General features: G+C 69.8%; 16 protein-coding genes. 10 read left to right on the top strand and 6 right to left on the bottom strand.

The genetic code is table 11. From position 1 onward, the window contains the following. Positions 1-70: 70 nt before the first annotated feature. Entirely contained in the window at positions 71-1201 is a 1131-nt protein-coding gene (gene pstS, locus ACWDR3_RS36050; protein ID WP_450356784.1) for a phosphate ABC transporter substrate-binding protein PstS, read from the bottom strand. A 337-nt stretch (positions 1202-1538) separates the two neighbouring features. Here pstS and ACWDR3_RS36045 point away from each other — a divergent pair, with 337 nt between their 5' ends. Next, complete coding sequence (locus ACWDR3_RS36045) at positions 1539-3083, top strand: FAD-binding oxidoreductase (protein WP_450356783.1); 1545 nt, start codon at positions 1539-1541, stop codon at positions 3081-3083. Positions 3084-3114: 31 nt separating this feature from the next. Here the strand turns inward: ACWDR3_RS36045 and ACWDR3_RS36040 are convergent, their stop codons facing one another. From ACWDR3_RS36040 to ACWDR3_RS36025, 4 genes are all read right to left on the bottom strand, one after another. Further along, positions 3115-3819, bottom strand: a complete 705-nt coding sequence (locus tag ACWDR3_RS36040) for a phosphatase PAP2 family protein (protein ID WP_450356782.1) — start codon at positions 3817-3819, stop codon at positions 3115-3117. A gap of 221 nt (positions 3820-4040) precedes the next feature. Beyond that, on the bottom strand, positions 4041-5048 hold the full coding sequence (locus ACWDR3_RS36035) for a C40 family peptidase (RefSeq protein WP_450356781.1): 1008 nt from the start codon (positions 5046-5048) through the stop codon (positions 4041-4043). Between the two features lie 107 nt (positions 5049-5155). After that, positions 5156-5917, bottom strand: coding sequence for a trypsin-like serine peptidase (locus tag ACWDR3_RS36030; RefSeq protein WP_450356780.1), 762 nt, complete (start codon positions 5915-5917; stop codon positions 5156-5158). A gap of 331 nt (positions 5918-6248) precedes the next feature. Then, complete coding sequence (locus ACWDR3_RS36025; RefSeq protein ID WP_450356779.1) at positions 6249-6728, bottom strand: MarR family winged helix-turn-helix transcriptional regulator; 480 nt, start codon at positions 6726-6728, stop codon at positions 6249-6251. Between the two features lie 134 nt (positions 6729-6862). Here ACWDR3_RS36025 and ACWDR3_RS36020 point away from each other — a divergent pair, with 134 nt between their 5' ends. The 9 genes from ACWDR3_RS36020 to ACWDR3_RS35980 all read left to right on the top strand — a co-directional run bounded on the left by ACWDR3_RS36020 (position 6863) and on the right by ACWDR3_RS35980 (position 18618). Then, a complete protein-coding gene (locus tag ACWDR3_RS36020) occupies positions 6863-7828 on the top strand; it encodes a quinone oxidoreductase family protein (RefSeq protein WP_450356778.1) in 966 nt (321 codons plus the stop codon). Positions 7829-8085: 257 nt separating this feature from the next. Continuing rightward, entirely contained in the window at positions 8086-9447 is a 1362-nt protein-coding gene (locus tag ACWDR3_RS36015) for a S53 family peptidase (RefSeq protein WP_450356777.1), read from the top strand. A gap of 392 nt (positions 9448-9839) precedes the next feature. Then, complete coding sequence (locus ACWDR3_RS36010) at positions 9840-11153, top strand: S53 family peptidase (protein ID WP_450356776.1); 1314 nt, start codon at positions 9840-9842, stop codon at positions 11151-11153. A 361-nt stretch (positions 11154-11514) separates the two neighbouring features. Beyond that, positions 11515-11823 (top strand): hypothetical protein, encoded by a 309-nt coding sequence (locus ACWDR3_RS36005; protein ID WP_016436843.1) that lies wholly within the window; start codon positions 11515-11517, stop codon positions 11821-11823. A gap of 118 nt (positions 11824-11941) precedes the next feature. Then, positions 11942-12772 carry a hypothetical protein gene (locus tag ACWDR3_RS36000; RefSeq protein ID WP_450356775.1) on the top strand — a complete coding sequence of 277 codons (831 nt, stop codon included), beginning with the start codon at positions 11942-11944 and terminating at the stop codon, positions 12770-12772. After that, a complete protein-coding gene (locus ACWDR3_RS35995; protein WP_450356774.1) occupies positions 12762-14093 on the top strand; it encodes a hypothetical protein in 1332 nt (443 codons plus the stop codon). Before ACWDR3_RS36000 ends, ACWDR3_RS35995 begins: the two co-directional genes overlap by 11 nt. After that, a complete protein-coding gene (locus ACWDR3_RS35990) occupies positions 14090-15649 on the top strand; it encodes an SCO6880 family protein (protein WP_450356773.1) in 1560 nt (519 codons plus the stop codon). Before ACWDR3_RS35995 ends, ACWDR3_RS35990 begins: the two co-directional genes overlap by 4 nt. An 11-nt stretch (positions 15650-15660) precedes the next feature. Beyond that, entirely contained in the window at positions 15661-17088 is a 1428-nt protein-coding gene (locus ACWDR3_RS35985; RefSeq protein ID WP_450356772.1) for an ATP-binding protein, read from the top strand. Positions 17089-17100: 12 nt separating this feature from the next. Then, the gene (locus ACWDR3_RS35980) at positions 17101-18618 is read left to right on the top strand and encodes a TraM recognition domain-containing protein (protein WP_450356771.1); all 1518 of its coding nucleotides are present in this window, start codon (positions 17101-17103) and stop codon (positions 18616-18618) included. Here the strand turns inward: ACWDR3_RS35980 and ACWDR3_RS35975 are convergent, their stop codons facing one another. Next, positions 18619-19167: a GNAT family N-acetyltransferase gene (locus tag ACWDR3_RS35975; RefSeq protein ID WP_450356770.1), complete on the bottom strand. Its 549-nt coding sequence runs from the start codon at positions 19165-19167 to the stop codon at positions 18619-18621. Between the last annotated feature and the right edge of the window lie 112 nt (positions 19168-19279).

The raw sequence follows: 19279 nt of genomic DNA, 5'->3' as shown, positions 1-19279 counted from the left end.
CGTGGCGGCGGTGCACCGGACGGTGCGGTCCGGCCCCGGTTCAGGCCCGGGGCCGGACCGCACGCTCAGATCAGCTCAGGCTCGAGATGGTGGTACGAACCTTGGCGATGATGTCGTCGGGGATCGGGGCGTAGCCCAGGTCGGGGAGCAGCGCCTGACCCTCCTCCGAGGCGATGTAGGTCAGGAAGGCCTTCGTGGCGGGCAGGGTGTCCGCCTTGTTGCCCTTGTCACAGGCGATCTCGTAGGTGACGAGGGTGATCGGGTAGGCGCCGTCGGCCTTGGTGTTGTAGTTCAGCTGCAGCGACAGGTCGCTGCCCGTGCCCACGACCTTGGCGTCGGCGATGGCCTTGGTGGCGCTCTCGCTGCTCGCCGCGACCGGGGCGCTGGCGCCCGTGTCGATGCTGACGGCCTTCACACCGTCGGCGACGTAGGACAGCTCGAAGTAGCCGATGGCGCCGTTGGTCTGCTTGACCTGGGCGGCCACACCGGAGGACTGAGCGGCCGCCTGGCCACCCTTGGCCTGCCAGGCCTTACCGCCCTCGTACTTCCAGTTGTCGGGCGTCGCGGCCTTGAGGTACTTGGTGAAGTTGTCCGTGGTGCCGGACTCGTCCGAGCGGTGGAACGCCTGGATCTTCAGGTCGGGAAGCGTCGCGTCGGGGTTCAGCTTCTTGATCGCCGCGTCGTTCCACTTGGTGATCTTGCTGTCGAAGATCTTGGCGAGCGTCGGGGCGTCCAGGACCAGGTTGTCCACGCCGGAGACGTTGTAGCCGATCGCGATCGGGCCGCCGACCATCGGGAGGTCGATGCCCTGGCCGCCGGTGCAGACCTTCTTGGAGGCGGTGACCTCTTCGGGCTTCAGCGCCGAGTCGGAACCGGCGAAGGCGAGCTGGCCCTGGGTGAAGGAGGTGACACCCGCGCCGGAGCCGCCGGCCTTGTAGTTGATCTGCACGCCACAGGCCTTGGTGAACTGGGCGACCCAGGCGTCGATGGCGTTCTTCTGCGCCGACGAACCGTCGGAGAGCAGCTGGCCCTTCGCGTCGTCACACTTGATCGAGCCGGCGGCCGCAGTCGACGAAGCGCTGCTGCTGGAGTCACTGCCGCTGCTGGTGTCGTCGGAGCCGCACGCCGTGAGGACCAGGGCGCCGGAGGCGGCGAGTGCACCGAGGGCGACGGCCCGCCGATTCATGCGCTGAAGCTTCACTGAGGGAGTTCCTTCCAATGCTGCCGTCCTGAATCGGCGGCGTGCGAAGACTGAGTGATGCGGGCGCGTATTCGAGGTGCGACCGTCATCGGTAAGGCCGAAATTAGGCAGATCAGGTGAAGGCGCCTATGGCCAAAAATGAACGGGAGGTGAACCCCTGCGGACGGTGTGGTTAGGTCACGGAACGCTTACGGGAAGGGCACACAGAGGTTCCGGCGAGATCGTTACACAGCCCTACGCGCATAGAGGCTCCTGACGTCCGTACGGAGTGTCGACCAAGTGGAACCCGCGGGACGGGCGGTTCGTCTCGTTCCACGGAAGCCGACAGGAGGCACACATGCAACGGCGTACGTTCATCGGAGGCGGCGCGGCCGCGGTGGCGGCGGTGGCCGCGACCGCGTGCAGGAGCGGCGTCACGAGCTCGGGCACCTCCACGGACTCCGGTGCGTCGGCCCGGGCCGCCGGCACCTCGGCCGCCCCCGCGAACTGGGCCGCCCTCGGCCGCGACCTCGACGGCACACTCGTCCGCCCGGGTGACGCGAAGTGGGCGACGGCCCGCCAGTTGTACAACACCCGCTTCGACGGACTGAAGCCCGCCGCGGTCGCCTACGTCGCCCACGCCGACGACATCCGTACGACCCTGGCCTACGCCCGCGCGCACGGCGTCCAGGTCGCCATCCGCAACGGCGGCCACTCCTACGGCGGCTGGTCCTCGGGCAACGGCAAGCTGATCGTCGACGTCTCCAAGCTCAACTCGGCCCGGGTCGGCGGCGGCCAGGCGGTCGTCGGCGCCGGTTCCAAGCTGATCGACGTCTACCGCGCGCTCGCCGCGAAGGGCGTGACGATACCGGCGGGCTCCTGCCCCACGGTCGGCGTCTCCGGCCTGGTCCTCGGCGGCGGCCACGGGGTGGTCTCGCGGGCGTACGGACTGACCTGCGACAGCCTCACGCAGGCGACCCTGATCACGGCGGACGGCAAGCAGCTGGTCGCCAACTCCAGCACCAACAAGGAGCTCTTCTGGGCCCTGCGCGGCGCGGGCAACGGCAACTTCGGCGTGGTGACCGAGCTGCACTTCAAGACGCACCCGGCACCGCAGGCCGTCTCCGGCTATCTGACCTGGCCCTGGGAGAAGGCTGCCGCGGTGCTCACGGCCTGGCAGGAGTGGGGCCCGGACCAGCCGGACGAGATCTGGTCCTCCCTCCACCTGGAGAACTCGGGCGGCTCCCCGTCCGTCTCCGTCGCCGCGTTCTCCCTAGGCGGCTACACCGAGTTGCAGAACGCCGTGGACCGTCTCGCCCAGCAGATCGGCGCCGACGCGAGCAGCGTCTCGCTGCGCCGGCGCGGCTACGAGGAGGCCATGGAGATCTACGCCGGCTGCTCCTCGTACTCCGCGCAGGCGCAGTGCCATCTGCCGGGCTCGACCCCGGGGCGCAACGCGCAGGGCGCGCTGGAGAGGGAGACGTACGTCGGGCGCTCCGACTTCTTCGACCGGTCCATCTCGGCGGCCGGCATCCAGACGCTGCTGTCGCAGATGGCGTCGGTGCGGGGCGGTTCGGGCAGCATCGCGCTCACCGCGCTGGGCGGGGCGATCAACCGGGTGTCTCCGACAGCGACGGCGTTCGTGCACCGGCGGTCGCGGATGCTGGCGCAGTACATAGTGTCGTGGACCCCGGGTACGTCCGGCAGCACGGCACAGGCGTGGCTGTCGGGGGCGCACGACGCGATGAAGCCGTATGCCTCCGGCGCGGCCTACCAGAACTATGCGGATGCGGCGCTGAAGGACTGGCGGAAGGCGTACTACGGGGATGCGGCCGGGCGGTTGGCCAAGGTGAAGAAGCAGTACGACCCGGACCACTTCTTCACGTATCCGCAAGCCGTCTAGAAACCGGCATCGGCGACCCGCGGACGAGCCGTCAGGCCGCCAAGTCTCTGTCCTCCACGCCCGCTTCCGTGCGTGTGCCCGGGATCAGCGTGTCCTGCTCGATGCGCGGGCGGCGCCTCGATCGGATGAGTCGGCCTGCCCGGGGGGCCCGCTCGACGGCCTGCGTCACCGGGGTCAGGAGGGCCATCGCCAGCGGGGAGAGCAGGAGAGCCACGGCCGTGCCCAGGGCGAAGCCGCCGATGACGTCCGTCGGGTAGTGGACGCCCATGTAGACCCGGCAGAAGCCTTCGAAGAGCGCCAGGCCGATGCCGATGAGGCCGAACTTCCGGTGGGCCACGAAGAGGCCGACGCCGATCGCCATGGTGATGGTGGCGTGGTCGCTGACGAAGGAGTAGTCGCTCTTGCCCGGGACGAGGACGTCGAGGCCCTCGTGGGTGAGGAAGGGGCGGGGGCGCTCCACGAAGCCCCGTATCGGGATGTTCACCAGGACGGCGAGGCCGGCGGCGAGCGGGGCCCAGATCAACGCGGCCACGGAGGACGCGGCCTCCGTGCCACCGCGTCGGCGGACCGACCACCAGCACGCCAGCACCAGCAGGACCATGGCGATCAGCAGCCCGTACTCACCGACGAACTCCATGCCCCGGTCGAACCAGCGCGGGGCGTCCTTGGCGAGGCCGTTGATGTCGTAGAGCAGGTCGACGTCGGGGTTCGACCCGGATTCGGCGAGTCCAGCCATCGTGCTGCGGCCCCTTCGTCGTCTGCTGCCTGCGGCCGCACTCCTTCGTGCGCCGCGCCTACCCACCCCCGTGGATGTGGATGTAGTTCACGCCGTAGATCACTACGACAACAGGAACGCACGGTCCCGGTTAATACGTTCCACCCTCCACCGAATGATCACTCAGACGTTATCGAAGAGAGACACATCTCCCCAGCTCAGGGGGTGGGTTGACGCTCCGCTCACACCGTCGTGGGGAGTGCTTTCGCGCCATCTTCGGTGACCCGGGTGGCGCCGAAGTAGTCGGGGGTGTCGATCGGGTCGAACCGGATCACGGCCCCCGTCCGGGGCGCGTCGATCATGTACCCGCCACCGACGTAGATCCCGACATGCCGGATCGCCCGGGAGTCGGTCAGGTCGTCCGAGAAGAAGACCAGATCGCCGGGGAGCAGCTCGTCGCGCGAGGGGTGCGGGCCCGCGTTGTACTGGTCGTTGGCGACCCGCGGCAGCGTGATCCCGACACTCTCGTACGCGGCCTTCGTCAGCCCCGAGCAGTCGAAACGCCCGCCCTGGGCGGCGGTTCCGTTGCCGCCCCACAGGTACGGCGTGCCGAGCTTCTTCTGCGCGTAGTAGATCGCCCCGGCCGCCTGCTTCGACGGATCGACCCGGCTCACGGGAGCCGCGAAGCTCTTCTCCAGGGTCGTGATCGTCTTGACGTAGTTCCGGGTCTCCGCATACGGCGGCACACCCCCGTACTTGATCACCGCGTAGGAACCGGCGTTGTACGAGGCCAGCATGTTTTCAGTCAGATTCCCGGGTACGTCCTTCACGTACGAGGCGAGTTGGCAGTCGTAGGAGGCGGCGGACGGAATGGCGTCCTCCGGATCCCACACATTGCGTACGCCGTCTCCGTTGCCGTCGATCCCGTGCGTGGCCCAGGTCCCGGGGATGAATTGCGCTATCCCCTCGGCCGCGGCCGGGCTCTTGGCGTTCGGGTTGAACCCGCTCTCCTGGTAGAGCTGCGCGGCGAGCAGGGCCGGGTTGATGGCCGGGCAGAGGTTGCCCCACTTCTGCACGATGCTCTGGTACGCGGCCGGCACGGCACCCTTGGCCAGCGCCTTGCCGCTGCCGCCCACGCCGTTGGCGAGATTCCCGGCGACGATGTAGACCCCGACGACGAGCAGCGCGACGAAGGACAGGCCGGTGCCGGCGGCGACGCCCGCCACGATCCATCCCTTACGCACCGTCAACCGCCCCTCACCACCCAGGAGTCCGCGCCCAGGTCAGTGTAGGGGCGGCACCTGTCTTCCGGGGTGATCACGAGAAGCGGAAACCGGACAATACGCAGGCGCGGTTTCTACGGGTCCTGGGCCGCGTCCTCGTACAGCTCCGCCGACTCCTCGCCCAGCACCACGCTGTAGGAGATGTCGGCGGTGGCGCCGCCCTGTTCGTGTCCGCCGAGTATCCCGACGACCCGCCCGTCGCCGTTGACCCAGGGGCTGCCGCTGGTCCCGCCGGTGAAGTCCGGGCAGGCGATGCGCTGTTGGGTACGGCTGTGCGCGACCGGCTTGTTGGTGCAGCTGACCGGCACCTCGCGGGAGTTCGGGTACCCGGTCACGGTCACCGCCGTGGCACCGGTCGCCGTCCCCGCGGTGAACCGGTTCCCGCCGACCACGTCCTGGACGCCCCGCCCGCCCCGGTCGTCGAGCACGGCGAAGGCGACATCGCTGTCCTCGTCCTGTCCCTTGGCCCACCCGTCGGGCAGGAACCGTCTGCGCACGGTCCACACGCCGTGCGGTGCCTTGCCGTCCCGGTACCCCGGCACGAAGACCAGATCGCCGCTGTCGTCCAGGCAGTGCGCGGCGGTGACGATGACGTTGCGATGCGGGCTGCGCACGACGGAGGCGGTGCAGAAGTGGCCGCCGGCGAGGCGGGTCGTGCGGTCGGCGTCGAACAGCGCCCCGACCCGCGCGCTCTGCGCGGTCACGGCGGCGACCGCGGTCACACCGAGCGGTCCCAGGCCGTCGTCGGCGGCGGCCAGCGAGGCGGAGGTGACGGCCGGCACGAGCAGCGCGACCGCGACGAACAGGGGGCGGGTGATGCGTGGGATGCGCTTCATCGGGGCCCACTCTGACCTACGAAGGTGAGAAACCGGTCCGCCCTTCTCACCGTAACCGGCCCCTCCCGACCGCGCCTGCGGGTCCGGTCCCGGCCTGCTGGGAGGAGCGTCCGGCCCGCCAGGGGTGCTGTCCCGGCCCGCCGGGGGTGCTGTTGCGGCCCCCCAGGGTGCTGTCCCAACCCGCCGGGGGTGCTTTCCCGGTCAGCCGGGGATGCTGTCGCGGCCCGCCAGGGTGCTGTCCCGACCCGCCGGGGGCGCTGTCGCGGCCCGCCAGGGTCCTGCCCCAACCCGCCGGGGGTGCTTTCCCGGTCAGCCGGGGATGCCGTCCCGGTCAGCCGCCCGACGCCGAAGCGCCGCCCGCTCCCCCCGCCAGCAGCTTCGCCGCCAGTGCCCGCAGCTGGGCCCGCTCCCCCGCCGTCAGCGTCTCGGCCAGTTCGCCGATCGCCCGCTCGATCTCGGCGCCACCCTCCTCGGTCAGCTCCCGCCCCGCCGGGGTCAGGCTCACCAGCACCCCGCGCCCGTCGTGCGGCGACGGCACCCGGCTCACCAGCCCCCGCTTCTCGGCCCGGCTGACCAGCCCCGTCATCGAGGACTTGTCCAGGCCGAGATGCCGGGCGAGTTCGAGCATGCCCGGCCGCCGGTCCCGCAGGATCCCGAGCAGCCGGACCTGGATCACCGACAGCTCGTGCGCGGCCGCGACCCGCGTCAACACGCCCTGCACCAGAAACGACAGCTGGACCAGGGCATCCACGGTGTTCAGGGGCTGGTCCGGGGCGTTCGGCACCTCATCGGGCGGGTGACCGGTGGTCATGATCGCCTCCTCCACTCATTTGGTACGTGGCACAAACCGCTTGACCTAGTACGCGCCGCAAACTACCTTCAAAATAGTACGTGCCACCAACCATACGCCGCTCATCCCGCGGCCACCCATCCCAGGAGCCCCTCATGCACGCAGCCGTCGTCCACTCCTTCGACGCCCCGCCCCGCTACGACACCGTCGACACCCCCCGCCCCGAAGGCGAGCACCAGGTCCTGGTCGACGTCCTGGCCGCAGGACTGCACCCCCGCGTCCGCTCCGCCGCCGACGGCACCCACTACACCTCCGACGGCACGCTCCCCTTGATCCCGGGCATCGACGGAGTCGGCCGCGCCCCCGACGGCGGACTCCTCTACTTCGTCGCCCCCGACGACGCCCCCGGCACGATGGCCGAGCGGACCGTCGTGGACCGGCGCCGAGCCGTCACGCTGCCGCCGGACACCGACCCGATCGCCGTGGCCGCCGCGATGAACCCCGCGATGTCGTCCTGGGTCGCCCTGCGCCGCCGCGTCACCCTGCCGTCCGACGCCCGGGTCCTGGTGCTGGGCGCGACGGGCAGCGCGGGCCGGCTCGCCGTCCAGATCGCCAAGCACCTGGGTGCCGCCCACGTCGTCGCCGCCGGCCGCGACCCCGAACGCCTCGCCCTGCTCCCCGACTTGGGCGCCGACGAGACCGTCGCCCTCTCCGGCGCACCCGACCGGATCGCCGCCGACCTCGCCCGCACCGCCGCCGACGCGGACGTCGTCATCGACTACCTCTGGGGCCCGGTCGCCGAACAGGCGATGCCCGCCCTGCTCACAGCCCGCCCCGACCGTGCCAAGACCCTCGCCTGGATCCAGATCGGTTCCATGGCGGGCACCGAACTCACCCTGCCCTCCGCCTACTTGCGTGCGGCCGACCTGCGGATCATGGGCAGCGGCCAGGGCTCGGTCAGCACGGCCGGCATCCTCGCCGAACTCCCGTCCCTGGCCGAGCGGATCACCTCGGGCACCTTCGCCGTGAACCCGCTCACGGTCCCCCTCGCCGAGGTCGAGAAAGCGTGGGGCGCCCCCACGGCCCCCGGCCAACGGATCGTGCTGACACCCGCCGCCTGACCCATGGGACCTGAACCCACTTCCCTGTGCCCCGGCTGTGCGCCGGGTCAAGTCACCCCCATTCCCCCTCCATCGCCCCGCCATTGATCAGTAAGCCCACAGACTCCTTCAGTAATGCGGAAGTCAGGATTCCGAAACCTGTCTTGTTTGTCGCGTACTCAACAAGCAATGGTCTACGCGGGTCGCCGCCCCTGCCGGGAACACCTGGCAGTCCCCCCACCGCAGGCCTCTGCCCACCCCTCCCAGGAGGCTTCACGTTGCGTACGTCCACCCCCAACTCCCCCCACATACGCGCCAGATGGACCCGTATCGGCTCGGCCGCCGCGGCCACCACCGCGCTCGTCCTGGCCGGCCTCGGCACCGCGGTGCACGCGAGCGCCGCAACTCCCGCCGCGCACAAGGTCAGCGCCAAGGAAATCGCCGCGGCGGTCGCCAAGGCCCACGTCACGTACACCTCGGCCTGTGACGCCACCCCCGCCAAGGGACACGCGTCCTGCAACGCCCTGCGCGTCACCTCCGGCACCACCGCCTTCCAGGAGGAGCAGGCCGCCAAGAAGGGCGTCACGCCCAAGTCGGTCTCCCCCAAGGCCGCTTCGGCCACCCCGACCGGCTACGGCCCGAGCGACCTCCAGTCCGCCTACGGCCTCACCTCCGCGTCCGCCTCCGACGGCGCGGGCGAGACGGTCGCCATCGTCGACGCGTACGACGACCCGAACGCCGAGGCGGACCTGGCCACTTACCGCTCGTACTACGGCCTCTCGGCCTGCACGACGGCCAACGGCTGCTTCAAGAAGGTCAGTCAGACGGGCTCCACGACCTCCCTGCCCACCGCCGACAGCGGCTGGGCCGGTGAGATCTCGCTCGACCTCGACATGGTCTCCGCGATCGCCCCGAAGGCGAACATCCTGCTGGTCGAGGCGAAGTCGTCGAGCATGGCCAACCTGGGCACGGCGGTGAACCGCGCGGTCACCCTGGGCGCCAAGTTCGTCTCCAACTCCTACGGCGGCTCGGAGTCCTCCTCCGACACCTCGTACGACTCCTCGTACTTCAACCACGCGGGCGTCGCCATCACGGTCTCCGCGGGCGACGAGGCCTACGGCGCCGAGTACCCGGCCGCCTCCAAGTACGTCACCGCGGTCGGCGGCACCAAGCTGTCGGCGTCGTCCAACAGCCGCGGCTGGACCGAGTCCGTCTGGAAGTCCAGCTCCACCGAGGGCACCGGCTCCGGCTGCTCCTCCTACGACGCGAAGCCCAGCTGGCAGACCGACAGCGGCTGCACCAAGCGCATGATCTCCGACGTCTCGGCGGTCGCCGACCCGGCCACCGGAGTCTCCGTCTACGACTCCTACGGCGACGACGGCACCGGCTGGAACACCTACGGCGGCACCAGCGCCTCGTCCCCGATCATCGCGTCGGTGTACGCCCTCGCGGGCACCCCGGGCAGCAGCGACTACCCGGCCAAGTACCCCTACAACGCGGCCGGCACCTCGGCCCTGAACGACGTGACCAGCGGCAACAACGGCTCCTGCTCGACGAGTTACTTCTGCACCGCGACGTCGGGCTACGACGGCCCGACCGGCTGGGGCACCCCGCAGGGCCTGGACGCCTTCACCGGCTGAGCAGGGCTCGCAGTACGACAGCACCTCCCCGTCGGGTCACGGGGAGCCGCCTGAAGGGGAGTACGTGGGGACTCCTCGGCGGCAGCGGAAGGGAAACGGGTCACGGCAGCCGGCCGCGGCCCGTTCTCCCCTGCCCCGACCACCCGTTGCCCCGACCACCCGTTCTCCCTTGATCCACCTGTGAGTTGGGTCAAGCGCGCGTCACCCGCGGTCCATTCGCCGGCACCGGTTCGGTAAGGCGGAGGTCAGGATTCCAGATCGCCCTTGTTGTCGCGTACTCAACAAGCGCATCGTCGTCGCAGGCCGCCGCCCGCCGCCGGACCCCACACCGACGGCTTCGCACCCGCACCGCCCCTGTTCCACCCCACCAAGGAACATCAGGAGGCTGCACGATGCGTTCCACTCCCCCCGACAGACCGTCCGCACGCAGCGGTTGGCGCCGGCTCGGCACCGCCGCAGCGGCCACGGCCGCCCTGCTCCTCGCCGGATTCGGCACCGCCGTCCAGGCCGACGCCGCCCCCTCGGCCACCACCGCGAAAGCGACCTGGACCGCGACCCCCTGTGCCACGCCCCAGCACAAGGGCGAACTCGCCTGCAACTCCTACCGGGTGACCGGCGGCCTCACCGCCTACCAAAAGGAACAGGCCAAAATTACGGGCATCACCCCGAAGGCGGCCGACGCGGCCACCCCCTCCGGGTACGGCCCCACCGACCTCCAGTCGGCCTACGGCCTGACCTCCGCCGCCGCCTCCAACGGCGCCGGCGAGACCATCGCCATCGTCGACGCCTACAACGACCCCAACGCCGAGGCGGACCTGGCCACTTACCGCTCGTACTACGGCCTCTCGGCCTGCACGACGGCCAACGGCTGCTTCAAGAAGGTCAGTCAGACCGGCTCGACGACCTCCCTGCCCGCGTCGGACACCGGTTGGGCCGAGGAGATCTCCCTCGACCTCGACATGGCCTCCGCCGTCTGCCCGAACTGCAGCATCCTGCTGGTCGAGGCGACCTCCGCCACCATGGCCAACCTCGGCACGGCGGTGAACCGCGCGGTCACCCTGGGCGCGAAGTACGTCTCCAACTCCTACGGCGGCTCCGAGTCCTCCTCGGACACCTCGTACGACTCCTCGTACTTCAACCACGCGGGCGTCGCCATCACCGTCTCCGCAGGCGACAGCGGCTACGGCGCCGAGTACCCGGCGGCCTCCAAGTACGTGACCTCGGTGGGCGGCACGGCCCTGGCCAAGGCCACCTCCACCACCCGCGGCTGGAGCGAGACCGTCTGGAAGACCAGCAGCACCGAAGGCACCGGCTCCGGCTGCTCCGCCTACGACACCAAGCCGACCTGGCAGACCGACACCGGCTGCACCAGGCGCACGATCTCGGACGTCTCCGCGGTCGCCGACCCGGCCACCGGGGTCTCGGTCTACGACTCCTACGGCATCACCGCCGGCTGGTACACCTTCGGCGGCACCAGCGCCTCGTCCCCGATCATCGCGGGCGTCTACGCCCTGGCCGGCACCCCGTCCACCTCGTCCTACCCGGCCTCCTTCCCCTACACGAAAGCCGGCACCTCGGCCCTGAACGACGTGACCAGCGGCAACAACGGCACCTGCTCCACCACCTACCTGTGCACCGCCCAGTCGGGATACGACGGCCCGACCGGCCTGGGCACCCCGGAGGGCGTATCGGCCTTCACCGGCTGACCGACTGACCCTCCGTCACCGAACGGGCCACGGTGACCAGCCGTGGCCCGTTCCCCATGCCGGGATACCCTTCACCCGGAGAACATCGGCGCGACCGCTCACCCGACCGACCGTCAGAAACGGCCCAGGTCATAGAAGGGGTCAACGACGGAACCTCACGACAGGTTTCGCTCAGGCCTCATTGCCCGGCGTGACCTGCCGTGATACACAGAGTGACGGTACGAGCTATTCGTACGAAACCCGCCAACCAATGCCGTCAAGTCGACATACGACGGCACCATTGTCGGCGAGAATGAGCCTGACCTCTGCGCCAAGGCAGGGGCCGCGGAACCGGAACTACCGAACAGGGGCGGTGACTTACATGCTCTTTGCGGCCGACAAGGGAGACATCAACACCATCATCGGCGGGATCGCTCCGGACTGGGGCCCCTTCGGCAGCCTGGGCAACGAGGCCAAGGTGATGATCGAGGTCGTGATGGCGGTCGCCATCCTGCTCTGCCTCGGCCTCGCCGTCTGGGGCGCCGCCAAGCAGCGCATCGGCGCGACCGCCCTCCGGGACACCTTCAGCGCGGAACAGGGCAAGGGCCTCATCATCGCCGGTCTCACGGGCGTCTTCATCATCGGCTCCCTGGGCACACTCTTCACCATCGTGTACGGCATGGCCGTCTAGCAGGCGTCCCTCCCCTCTGAGGTTGCTTCTCCCTGATGTCGAGTCACCACACCGCGCCCGCGCGGACCCCAGCACGGCTACCGTCGTATGACTACGAGGTGGAGAGGGCGTACGCGGCATGAGTCTCGGAGACGACCACGAGCCCTCCGGGGGTTACGGCGGCACCGGTCAGACCCGCACGCGACTCCCCGAGGGCACGAGCGACGTCCACGGCAACACCCGCAGAGGCACCCGCTCGTCGTCCCGCAGCCTGGTGACGGTGGTAGGAGTGGTGGTCCTCCTGATCGCAGCGATCGCATTCGCGAACCGGGGTGGTGACGACCCCTCCACGGAGACCGGAGCAAGCGACAAGCCGGAGACGTCGACGACGGCCGCGAGCGGGGAGAAGCCGGTTCAGTCGAAGGCGGGCGGTATTCCTACGGGGTACACGCATGACGGCACAGGTGCACAGAGCGCAGCGGCCAACTACGCGGCCGCGCTGGGCTCCGACGGCATGTTCAACGCGTCCAGGCGACACGAGATCGTGCAGACCATCGCTGATCCCAGCTCACTCGCCCGTCTTCAGTCCGGCTTCGACGCCGATTACTCGGCCGACTTCCTGAAGAAGATCGGACTCAGCAACGAAGGCAGCGCCCCGGCAGGCAGCACCTTCGTCAACAAGACGCTGCCCGCCGGAACCAAGGTCACGGCCATCAGTTCCGACGCGGCCACCGTCGAGGTCTGGTGCAACGGCCTCTTCGGGCTTGCCGGGCAGGACTCGACCAACCCCGTCACCAGCAGCTGGTTCACCGTGACCATGAAGCTGAACTGGAGCGGTGGCGACTGGAAGGTCCTCGACAGCAGCCAGAAGACCGGCCCGACCCCCGTCACCGGCGACAACCCCATCTCGGGGGCCGATGAGATCGGCAAGGCGGTCCAGGATTTCGGAGGCTTCACCTATGCCCGGTAGCCAGCACCGCGCGCTCAAGCTCTCCGGCCTCGTGGCCGCCGTACAGGTAACCGCCGTACTGCTGGCAACGCGCGCCTTCGCCGCTCCCACCCCCACCCCGACGACGAGCAATGATCCCTGTTCGCTCATCGCGGGCCCGGCCAAGAAGTACTGCGAGCGCGGCAGCAACGACAAGGGCACCGGCGGCTCCACCTCCATCGACCCCACCGGCACCCTCGACCCGCTCTCCTCCCTGGGCAAGGGCTGCGCCGACGCCGCCTCCTGGACCATCGACAAGCTCAGTGCCGCCGTGAAGGACACCGCGAACGTCGACTTCACGAACGCCAAGTTCCTCCAGCAGTACGCCGTCGTGTTCGCCGCGTCGACGATCCTGACCCTCCTGCTGTGGCTGCTGGCCGTCGCCAAGCGAGCCGTGCGCGGGGTGCCCCTCACAACCGCCATCTCCGAGGCGATCGGCTTCCTCTGGCTGACAGTCCTCGCGTCGGCCTTCACGCCCCTCATCCTCTACACCATCGTCTCCGCGACCGACGGCGTCACCGACGTCCTCGCCAAGACCACCGGCAACCAGACCGACACGTTTTTCGGCACCTTCTCCGGCGCGCTCAGCAAGGGCGAGGACATCGGCGGCGGCCCGATCATGCTGATCGTCGTCTCCCTGGTCAGCATCCTCGCCGCGGGTGTGCTCTGGCTGGAGTTGGTCATCAGGGCCGCCCTGCTCTACGTAGGCGCCCTGCTCGGCACGGTCGTGTACGCGGGGCTGGTCGACAAGAACCTCTGGGGCCACGTCCGCCGTTGGGCCGGCATCATGATCGCGGTCATCCTCGTCAAACCGGTCATCGTGATCGTGCTGGGCCTGGCCGGCGCCCTGTCCTCCGACAACGGCCCGGACTCCTTCTCCGCCGTCGTCTCCGGCCTGGCGATCATCCTGCTCGCCATCTTCGCCAGCGCGATGATCTACCGCTTCGTCCCGGGCTTCGGCGACGAGATCGCCAACGGCCGCAACAACCGCATCATGCAGGGCGCCGAGGGCAAGGCCGCCGCGGTCATCAGCTCCCCGGCGACCATGGTCGCGCAGGGCATCAAGACGCACAGTGCCCGCACGAACGACGGCGGAGGCGGCGGCGGCCAGTCCTCCGGCGGCGGCTCCCGCCCGGCCAACCCGGTCAGCGGCGGCGTAGCCGCACACAGCACCCGGACCTCGAACGGTGGTGGCGGCGGATCTGTCCCCTCCGCCGCACCCGCACCCCGTTCGGCCAGCCCGGTGAACACCCCGCACGCAGGCAACAGCAGCTCCAACCGCACGGGAGGTGAAGGGCGTTGACGACCGAGTCCCACCTGTCCCATCCGGTCACGCCCCGCCGTACATATCTCATCGGCCGCGCCCGGCCGAACGCGATCGTCGGCCGCAACCGCGAGTCCGGCGAGATCGCGCTCATCATCGCGGGCGCGTTCCTCGGCATGATGTGCGGGCTCCTGGTCCCCGTCCTCTCGATGCGCATCGTGCTGCTGATGGGCTTCCCACTCGTCGCGCTCGCCGCGGTCTACGTGCCGTACAAGCACCGCACGTTCTACAAGTGGTTCGAGATCAACCGCAGTTACAAGCGCACCCTGAAGCGCGGCACCACCTACCGCTCCTCCGTCATGGAGGCCGGCACGCAGTACGACGGCCGCGAGGTCGAGATCGGCCCGCCGCCCGGCATCGGCCGCATCAACTGGCTGGCCGCCCCCTTCGGCCCCGACGAGATCGCCGTACTGCTGCACGCGGACCGCCGCACGGTCACCGCCGCGATCGAGATCGAGGGCCCGGGCGTCGGCCTGCGCGACTCCGAGGACCAGGAAGCCCTCGTCGACCGCTTCGGCACCCTGCTCAAGCACGTGGCCAACGGCGACGGCTTCGTCACCCGCATCCAGATGCTCGCCCGCACCCTCCCGGCCGACCCGGACGCCCACGCCAAGGACGTCTCCCTGCGCGGCGACGAGAAGGCACTGCCCTGGCTGGCCCAGTCCTACGACCAGCTCCAGTCGATGGTGTCCACGAGCAGCGAGCAGCACCGCGCGTACCTGGTCGCGTGCATGCACTTCAACCGCGAACTCTCCGCCGAGGCCCACGCGATGGCCCGCGCGGCCCGCCCGCAGAACGGGCGCAGGGTGGACCGGGACGCGGGCCTCGCCGTCGTCATGGCCCGCGAGCTGACCGACATCTGCTCGCGCCTGCAGGAAGCCGACATCCGCGTACGACAGCCGCTGGGCCAGGGCCGTCTCGCCTCCCTGATCCACTCCATGTACGACCCCGACCACCCCATCGACCACATCCAGGCGATGACCAAGCGCAACGCCTGGCCGGCCGAGCTCGACGCCATGGAGCCGACCTACCTCCAGGCCAAGACCCGCGAGTCCTCCACCCGCGCCCCCTGGTGCCACGCCACCGCCTGGGTGAAGGAGTGGCCGATGACCCCGGTGGGCGTCAACTTCCTTGCCCCGCTGCTGGTTCACACCCCGGACGTCATCCGCACGGTCGCCGTGACGATGGACCTCGAACCCACCGAGGTCGCCATCGAGCGCATGCTGACCGAGAAGACGAACGACGACGCCGAGGCCTCCCGCGCGGCCAAGATGAACCGCACCGTGGACCCCCGTGACGTGGCCGCCCACAACCGCATCGACCAGCGCGGCGAGGACCTGGCCAGCGGCGCGGCCGGCGTCAACCTGGTCGGCTACATCACCGTCTCCTCCCGCAACCCCGAGGCCCTCGCGCGCGACAAGCGCACGATAAGGGCCTCCGCCGGCAAGTCGTACCTGAAGCTGGAGTGGTGCGATCGCGAGCACCACCGCGCCTTTGTGAACACCCTCCCGTTCGCCACCGGCATTCGAAGGTAGGGGCCATAAGCATGCGGGATCCGCTGTCCGTCCTCACCGACTCCTTCACGTCGTTCCTCTTCGGCAAGATCGAGACGACGCGCCTGCCGGTGCGCACCTCGACCGGCCAGGCCCAGGCGGTCTACCTCCCGACCGCCGCGCCGGGCCTGGGCGACTCGGGCGTGATCATCGGCCGCGAGGTCTACTCCGGCAAGGGCTACATCTACGACCCCTTCCAGCTCTACGGCCAGCAACTCCCCGCCCCGCACTGGCTGGTGCTCGGCGAGTCCGGCAACGGCAAGTCGGCGCTGGAGAAGACGTACGTCCTGCGCCAACTGCGCTTCCGCGACCGCCAAGTCGTCGTCCTGGACGCCCAGGGCGAGGACGGCGTCGGCGAATGGAACCTCATCGCGGAGGAGTTGGGGATAACCCCCATCCGCCTGGACCCGACGGCCGCGCTGGACATGGGGATTCGTCTCAACCCCCTGGACCCGGCGATCACGACCACGGGCCAACTCGCGCTGCTCCGCACGATCATCGAGGTGGCGATGGGCCACGGCCTCGACGAGCGCTCCGGCTTCGCGCTCAAGGTCGCGCACGCCTACGTCAACGAGACGATCGTCGACCGCCAGCCCGTCCTCATGGACATCGTCGAGCAACTACGCCACCCGGAACCGGAGTCGGCCGAGGCGATGAACGTCGCCATAGACGACGTACGCGCCTGGGGCCTGGACGTGGCACTGGTCCTGGACCGCCTGGTCGACGGTGACCTCAGGGGCATGTTCGACGGCCCGACGACCGTCGGCATCGACCTGGACGCGCCCCTCATCGTCTTCGACCTGTCCCACATCGACCGCAACTCCATCGCCATGCCCATCCTGATGGCGATCGTCGGCGTGTGGCTGGAGCACACCTGGATCCGCCCCGACCGGAAGAAGCGCATCTTCCTGGTCGAGGAGGCCTGGCACATCATCAACAGCCCGTTCGTGGCCCAACTCTTCCAGCGCCTGCTGAAGTTCGGCCGCCGCCTCGGTCTGTCCTTCGTGGCGGTCGTGCACCACCTTTCCGACGTAGTCGACGGCGCGGCGGCGAAGGAGGCGGCGGCGATCCTCAAGATGGCCTCCACCAGAACCATCTACGCCCAGAAGGCCGACGAGGCACGGGCCACGGGCCGGGTCATCGGCCTGCCACGCTGGGCGGTGGAGATCATCCCGACCCTCACTCCCGGCATCGCGGTGTGGGACGTCAACGGCAATGTCCAGGTGGTCAAACACCTGATCACGGAGACGGAACGCCCCCTGGTCTTCACCGACCGCGCGATGACGGAGTCGTCCACCGACCAACTCGCCGCGGACGACGCCCTGCGCGCCGCCGAGCTGGAGGCGGAGGAGCGGGCCGCCGCCTTCGTGGAACAACACCTCACCGACTACGACGACTCGTCCGAGTCGACGGTGGCCTAGCGGGAGGCGAACGTGGTCAGACCGGACGACCGCCGACGGGACGGCCAGGGTGGCATCCCCGACGGCCTGCTGATCGGCATACTCGCCTTCCTCCTCGGCATGACCCTGCTGGTCTGGTCGGCCACGGGCCTCGCGGGACTCTTCTCCCACGGCGCGTGGCCGACAGCGGTCACCTTCACGAACACCCCGGTCGCCATGCGGCACCTCATCGGGCAACCGCACGACCTCGCCGCCGCCTGGCCCGCCACCCCGCCGGCCCAGCTCTCGGGCTACGGACTGTTCTGGGGCCTGTTCATCGGCCAGTTGATGGTCCTGATCGTCCTGACGGTGTTCGTGATGGGCACGGTCGCCCGCTGGCGGACGGTCCGAGCGAGACACCGTACGGCCGAAGCGGCGAAGGCGACGGAACCGCGTGCGGAGTACCGGGAGCCGTACGAAGTACCCACGCCCCGCGCGGAATCGACCCCGGTGGAGGCCGCTCCGGTGGAGCCCGCCCCCGCCCGGCCGACCGCCCCGCTCCCCCTGGCCCAGTTCCCGGCGGAGGCGCCCGCACAGGAGCCCCTCGCGCCACCGCGGCCCCTGTTCGACAGCAGCAGGACGTCCGGCGTCTCCACGGTCCTCCTGGCCCCCAGAGAGGACCGCAGAGCCACCGCCGCCCAGGCGGTACGAGACGCCGAGGGCCCCGCCCTCGTCATCACCTCAAACCCCGCCGTCTGGTCGGACACCAAGGACGCCCGCGCCAAACTGGGCCCGGCCCACCTCTACGACCCCGCCCACCTCTGCGACACCCCGGCCCGCCTGCACTGGTCCCCCACCATGGGGTGCGAGGACAAGCCGACGGCGGCGGCACGGGCCACAGCCCTGCTCGCCCCGATCCGTCCGACGGCCAAGCTGGACCAGGCCCTGACGGCCACCGCGGAAACGCTCCTGCGCAGCTATCTGCACGCCGCCGCGGTCGACGGACGCACCATCCGCCACGTCCACCGCTGGGCCCAGGGCACCCAGGTCCAGGACGCGGTCCGCATCCTCCGCACCAGCCCCAAGGCGGCCTCCGGCTCGGCCGGCGAACTCGAGGCCGCGCTCACCGCGCACCCCGAACGCCGGGACATGGCCCAGGAGTTGACCGGCCGCGCGCTCTCCTCGCTCTTCACGGTCAACATCCGCGAGGCCTGCACTCCCAACCGGACAGATGCGCTCGCCCTGGATTCCTTCATCGACGAAGGGGGCACGCTCTATGTCGTGGGGGAGTCCATCGAGGACCCCAGGACGAACCCGGGCGCGATGCCCCTCCTGACGGCTCTCGTCTCCAGCGTGGTCGAGCGTGGCCGGCACATGGCCGAACGGTCATCCTCCGGTCGCCTCGACCCACCACTGACGCTCGTCCTGGACGACGTCGCCGCCGTGGCTCCGCTTCCCCAGCTCCCGGAGCTGCTGTCCACCGGAGCGGAGCGGGGCCTGCCGACCCTGGCCCTGCTCCGCTCCCGGGAACAGGGCCGAGCCCGCTGGCCGCACGACGAACTGCCGGTCTGACTACTCCGGCGGATCCAGTACGAACTCCAGCTCCGCGTCCCCCGGGCTCTTCTCCAGCGGAATCGTCCGCCCACTGGGCACGAACCCCGCCCGGCGATAGAAGGCCTGTGCCCGCCCGTTGTCGGCGTGCACGATGAGCCGCACCCGCTCGACCCCACGAGCCCACGCCCACTCCATGCCGGCGTCGAAGAGCACCTCGGTGAGCCCGATCCCCCGATGCTCGGGCGCCACGAACACTCCTACGACATGCCCCTGCTTCCGGTCGATCGAGAACCCGGCCCAGTCCGTGGTCCCGGGCTGCTCTATCAACACCGTCAGTGTCCCGACCCACTCGCCGTCGGGCCCCTCGGCGATGATCTGCTGCGCGTCCAGCCGGCCCTCGGCGCCATTGGCGGTGCGCTCCCGCCAGAAGGAGTCGGGATGCGCCAACGCCTCCTCGTAGGTCTCCAGGAACGCGAGATGCGCGACGGGATCCTGCAACGCGACAAGCCGCAGCGTCTTCGCCGCGGGCCACTCGTCGGGACGTACGGAACGGACCTTGTAGTTCATGTCGGCAACGGTAGCCGAACGCAGAAAACCCCCGTACCGAATAAACGGTACGGGGGTTTTCTCAAGAATTGTTCGGCGGTGTCCTACTCTCCCACAGGGTCCCCCCTGCAGT

The sequence above is a fragment of the Streptomyces sp. NPDC001002 genome (genome assembly GCF_053599215.1).
This window is presented reverse-complemented; position numbering and strand designations above follow the sequence as displayed.

Coding starts and splice junctions, on each gene's coding strand:
- ACWDR3_RS35985 (WP_450356772.1), top strand. CDS start 15,661: ATGCGGGATCCGCTGTCCGTCCTCACCGACTCCTTCACGTCGTTCCTC.
- ACWDR3_RS35975 (WP_450356770.1), bottom strand. CDS start 19,167: ATGAACTACAAGGTCCGTTCCGTACGTCCCGACGAGTGGCCCGCGGCG.
- ACWDR3_RS36010 (WP_450356776.1), top strand. CDS start 9,840: ATGCGTTCCACTCCCCCCGACAGACCGTCCGCACGCAGCGGTTGGCGC.
- ACWDR3_RS36005 (WP_016436843.1), top strand. CDS start 11,515: ATGCTCTTTGCGGCCGACAAGGGAGACATCAACACCATCATCGGCGGG.
- ACWDR3_RS35995 (WP_450356774.1), top strand. CDS start 12,762: ATGCCCGGTAGCCAGCACCGCGCGCTCAAGCTCTCCGGCCTCGTGGCC.
- ACWDR3_RS36000 (WP_450356775.1), top strand. CDS start 11,942: ATGAGTCTCGGAGACGACCACGAGCCCTCCGGGGGTTACGGCGGCACC.
- ACWDR3_RS36030 (WP_450356780.1), bottom strand. CDS start 5,917: ATGAAGCGCATCCCACGCATCACCCGCCCCCTGTTCGTCGCGGTCGCG.
- ACWDR3_RS36045 (WP_450356783.1), top strand. CDS start 1,539: ATGCAACGGCGTACGTTCATCGGAGGCGGCGCGGCCGCGGTGGCGGCG.
- ACWDR3_RS36040 (WP_450356782.1), bottom strand. CDS start 3,819: ATGGCTGGACTCGCCGAATCCGGGTCGAACCCCGACGTCGACCTGCTC.
- ACWDR3_RS36025 (WP_450356779.1), bottom strand. CDS start 6,728: ATGACCACCGGTCACCCGCCCGATGAGGTGCCGAACGCCCCGGACCAG.
- ACWDR3_RS36020 (WP_450356778.1), top strand. CDS start 6,863: ATGCACGCAGCCGTCGTCCACTCCTTCGACGCCCCGCCCCGCTACGAC.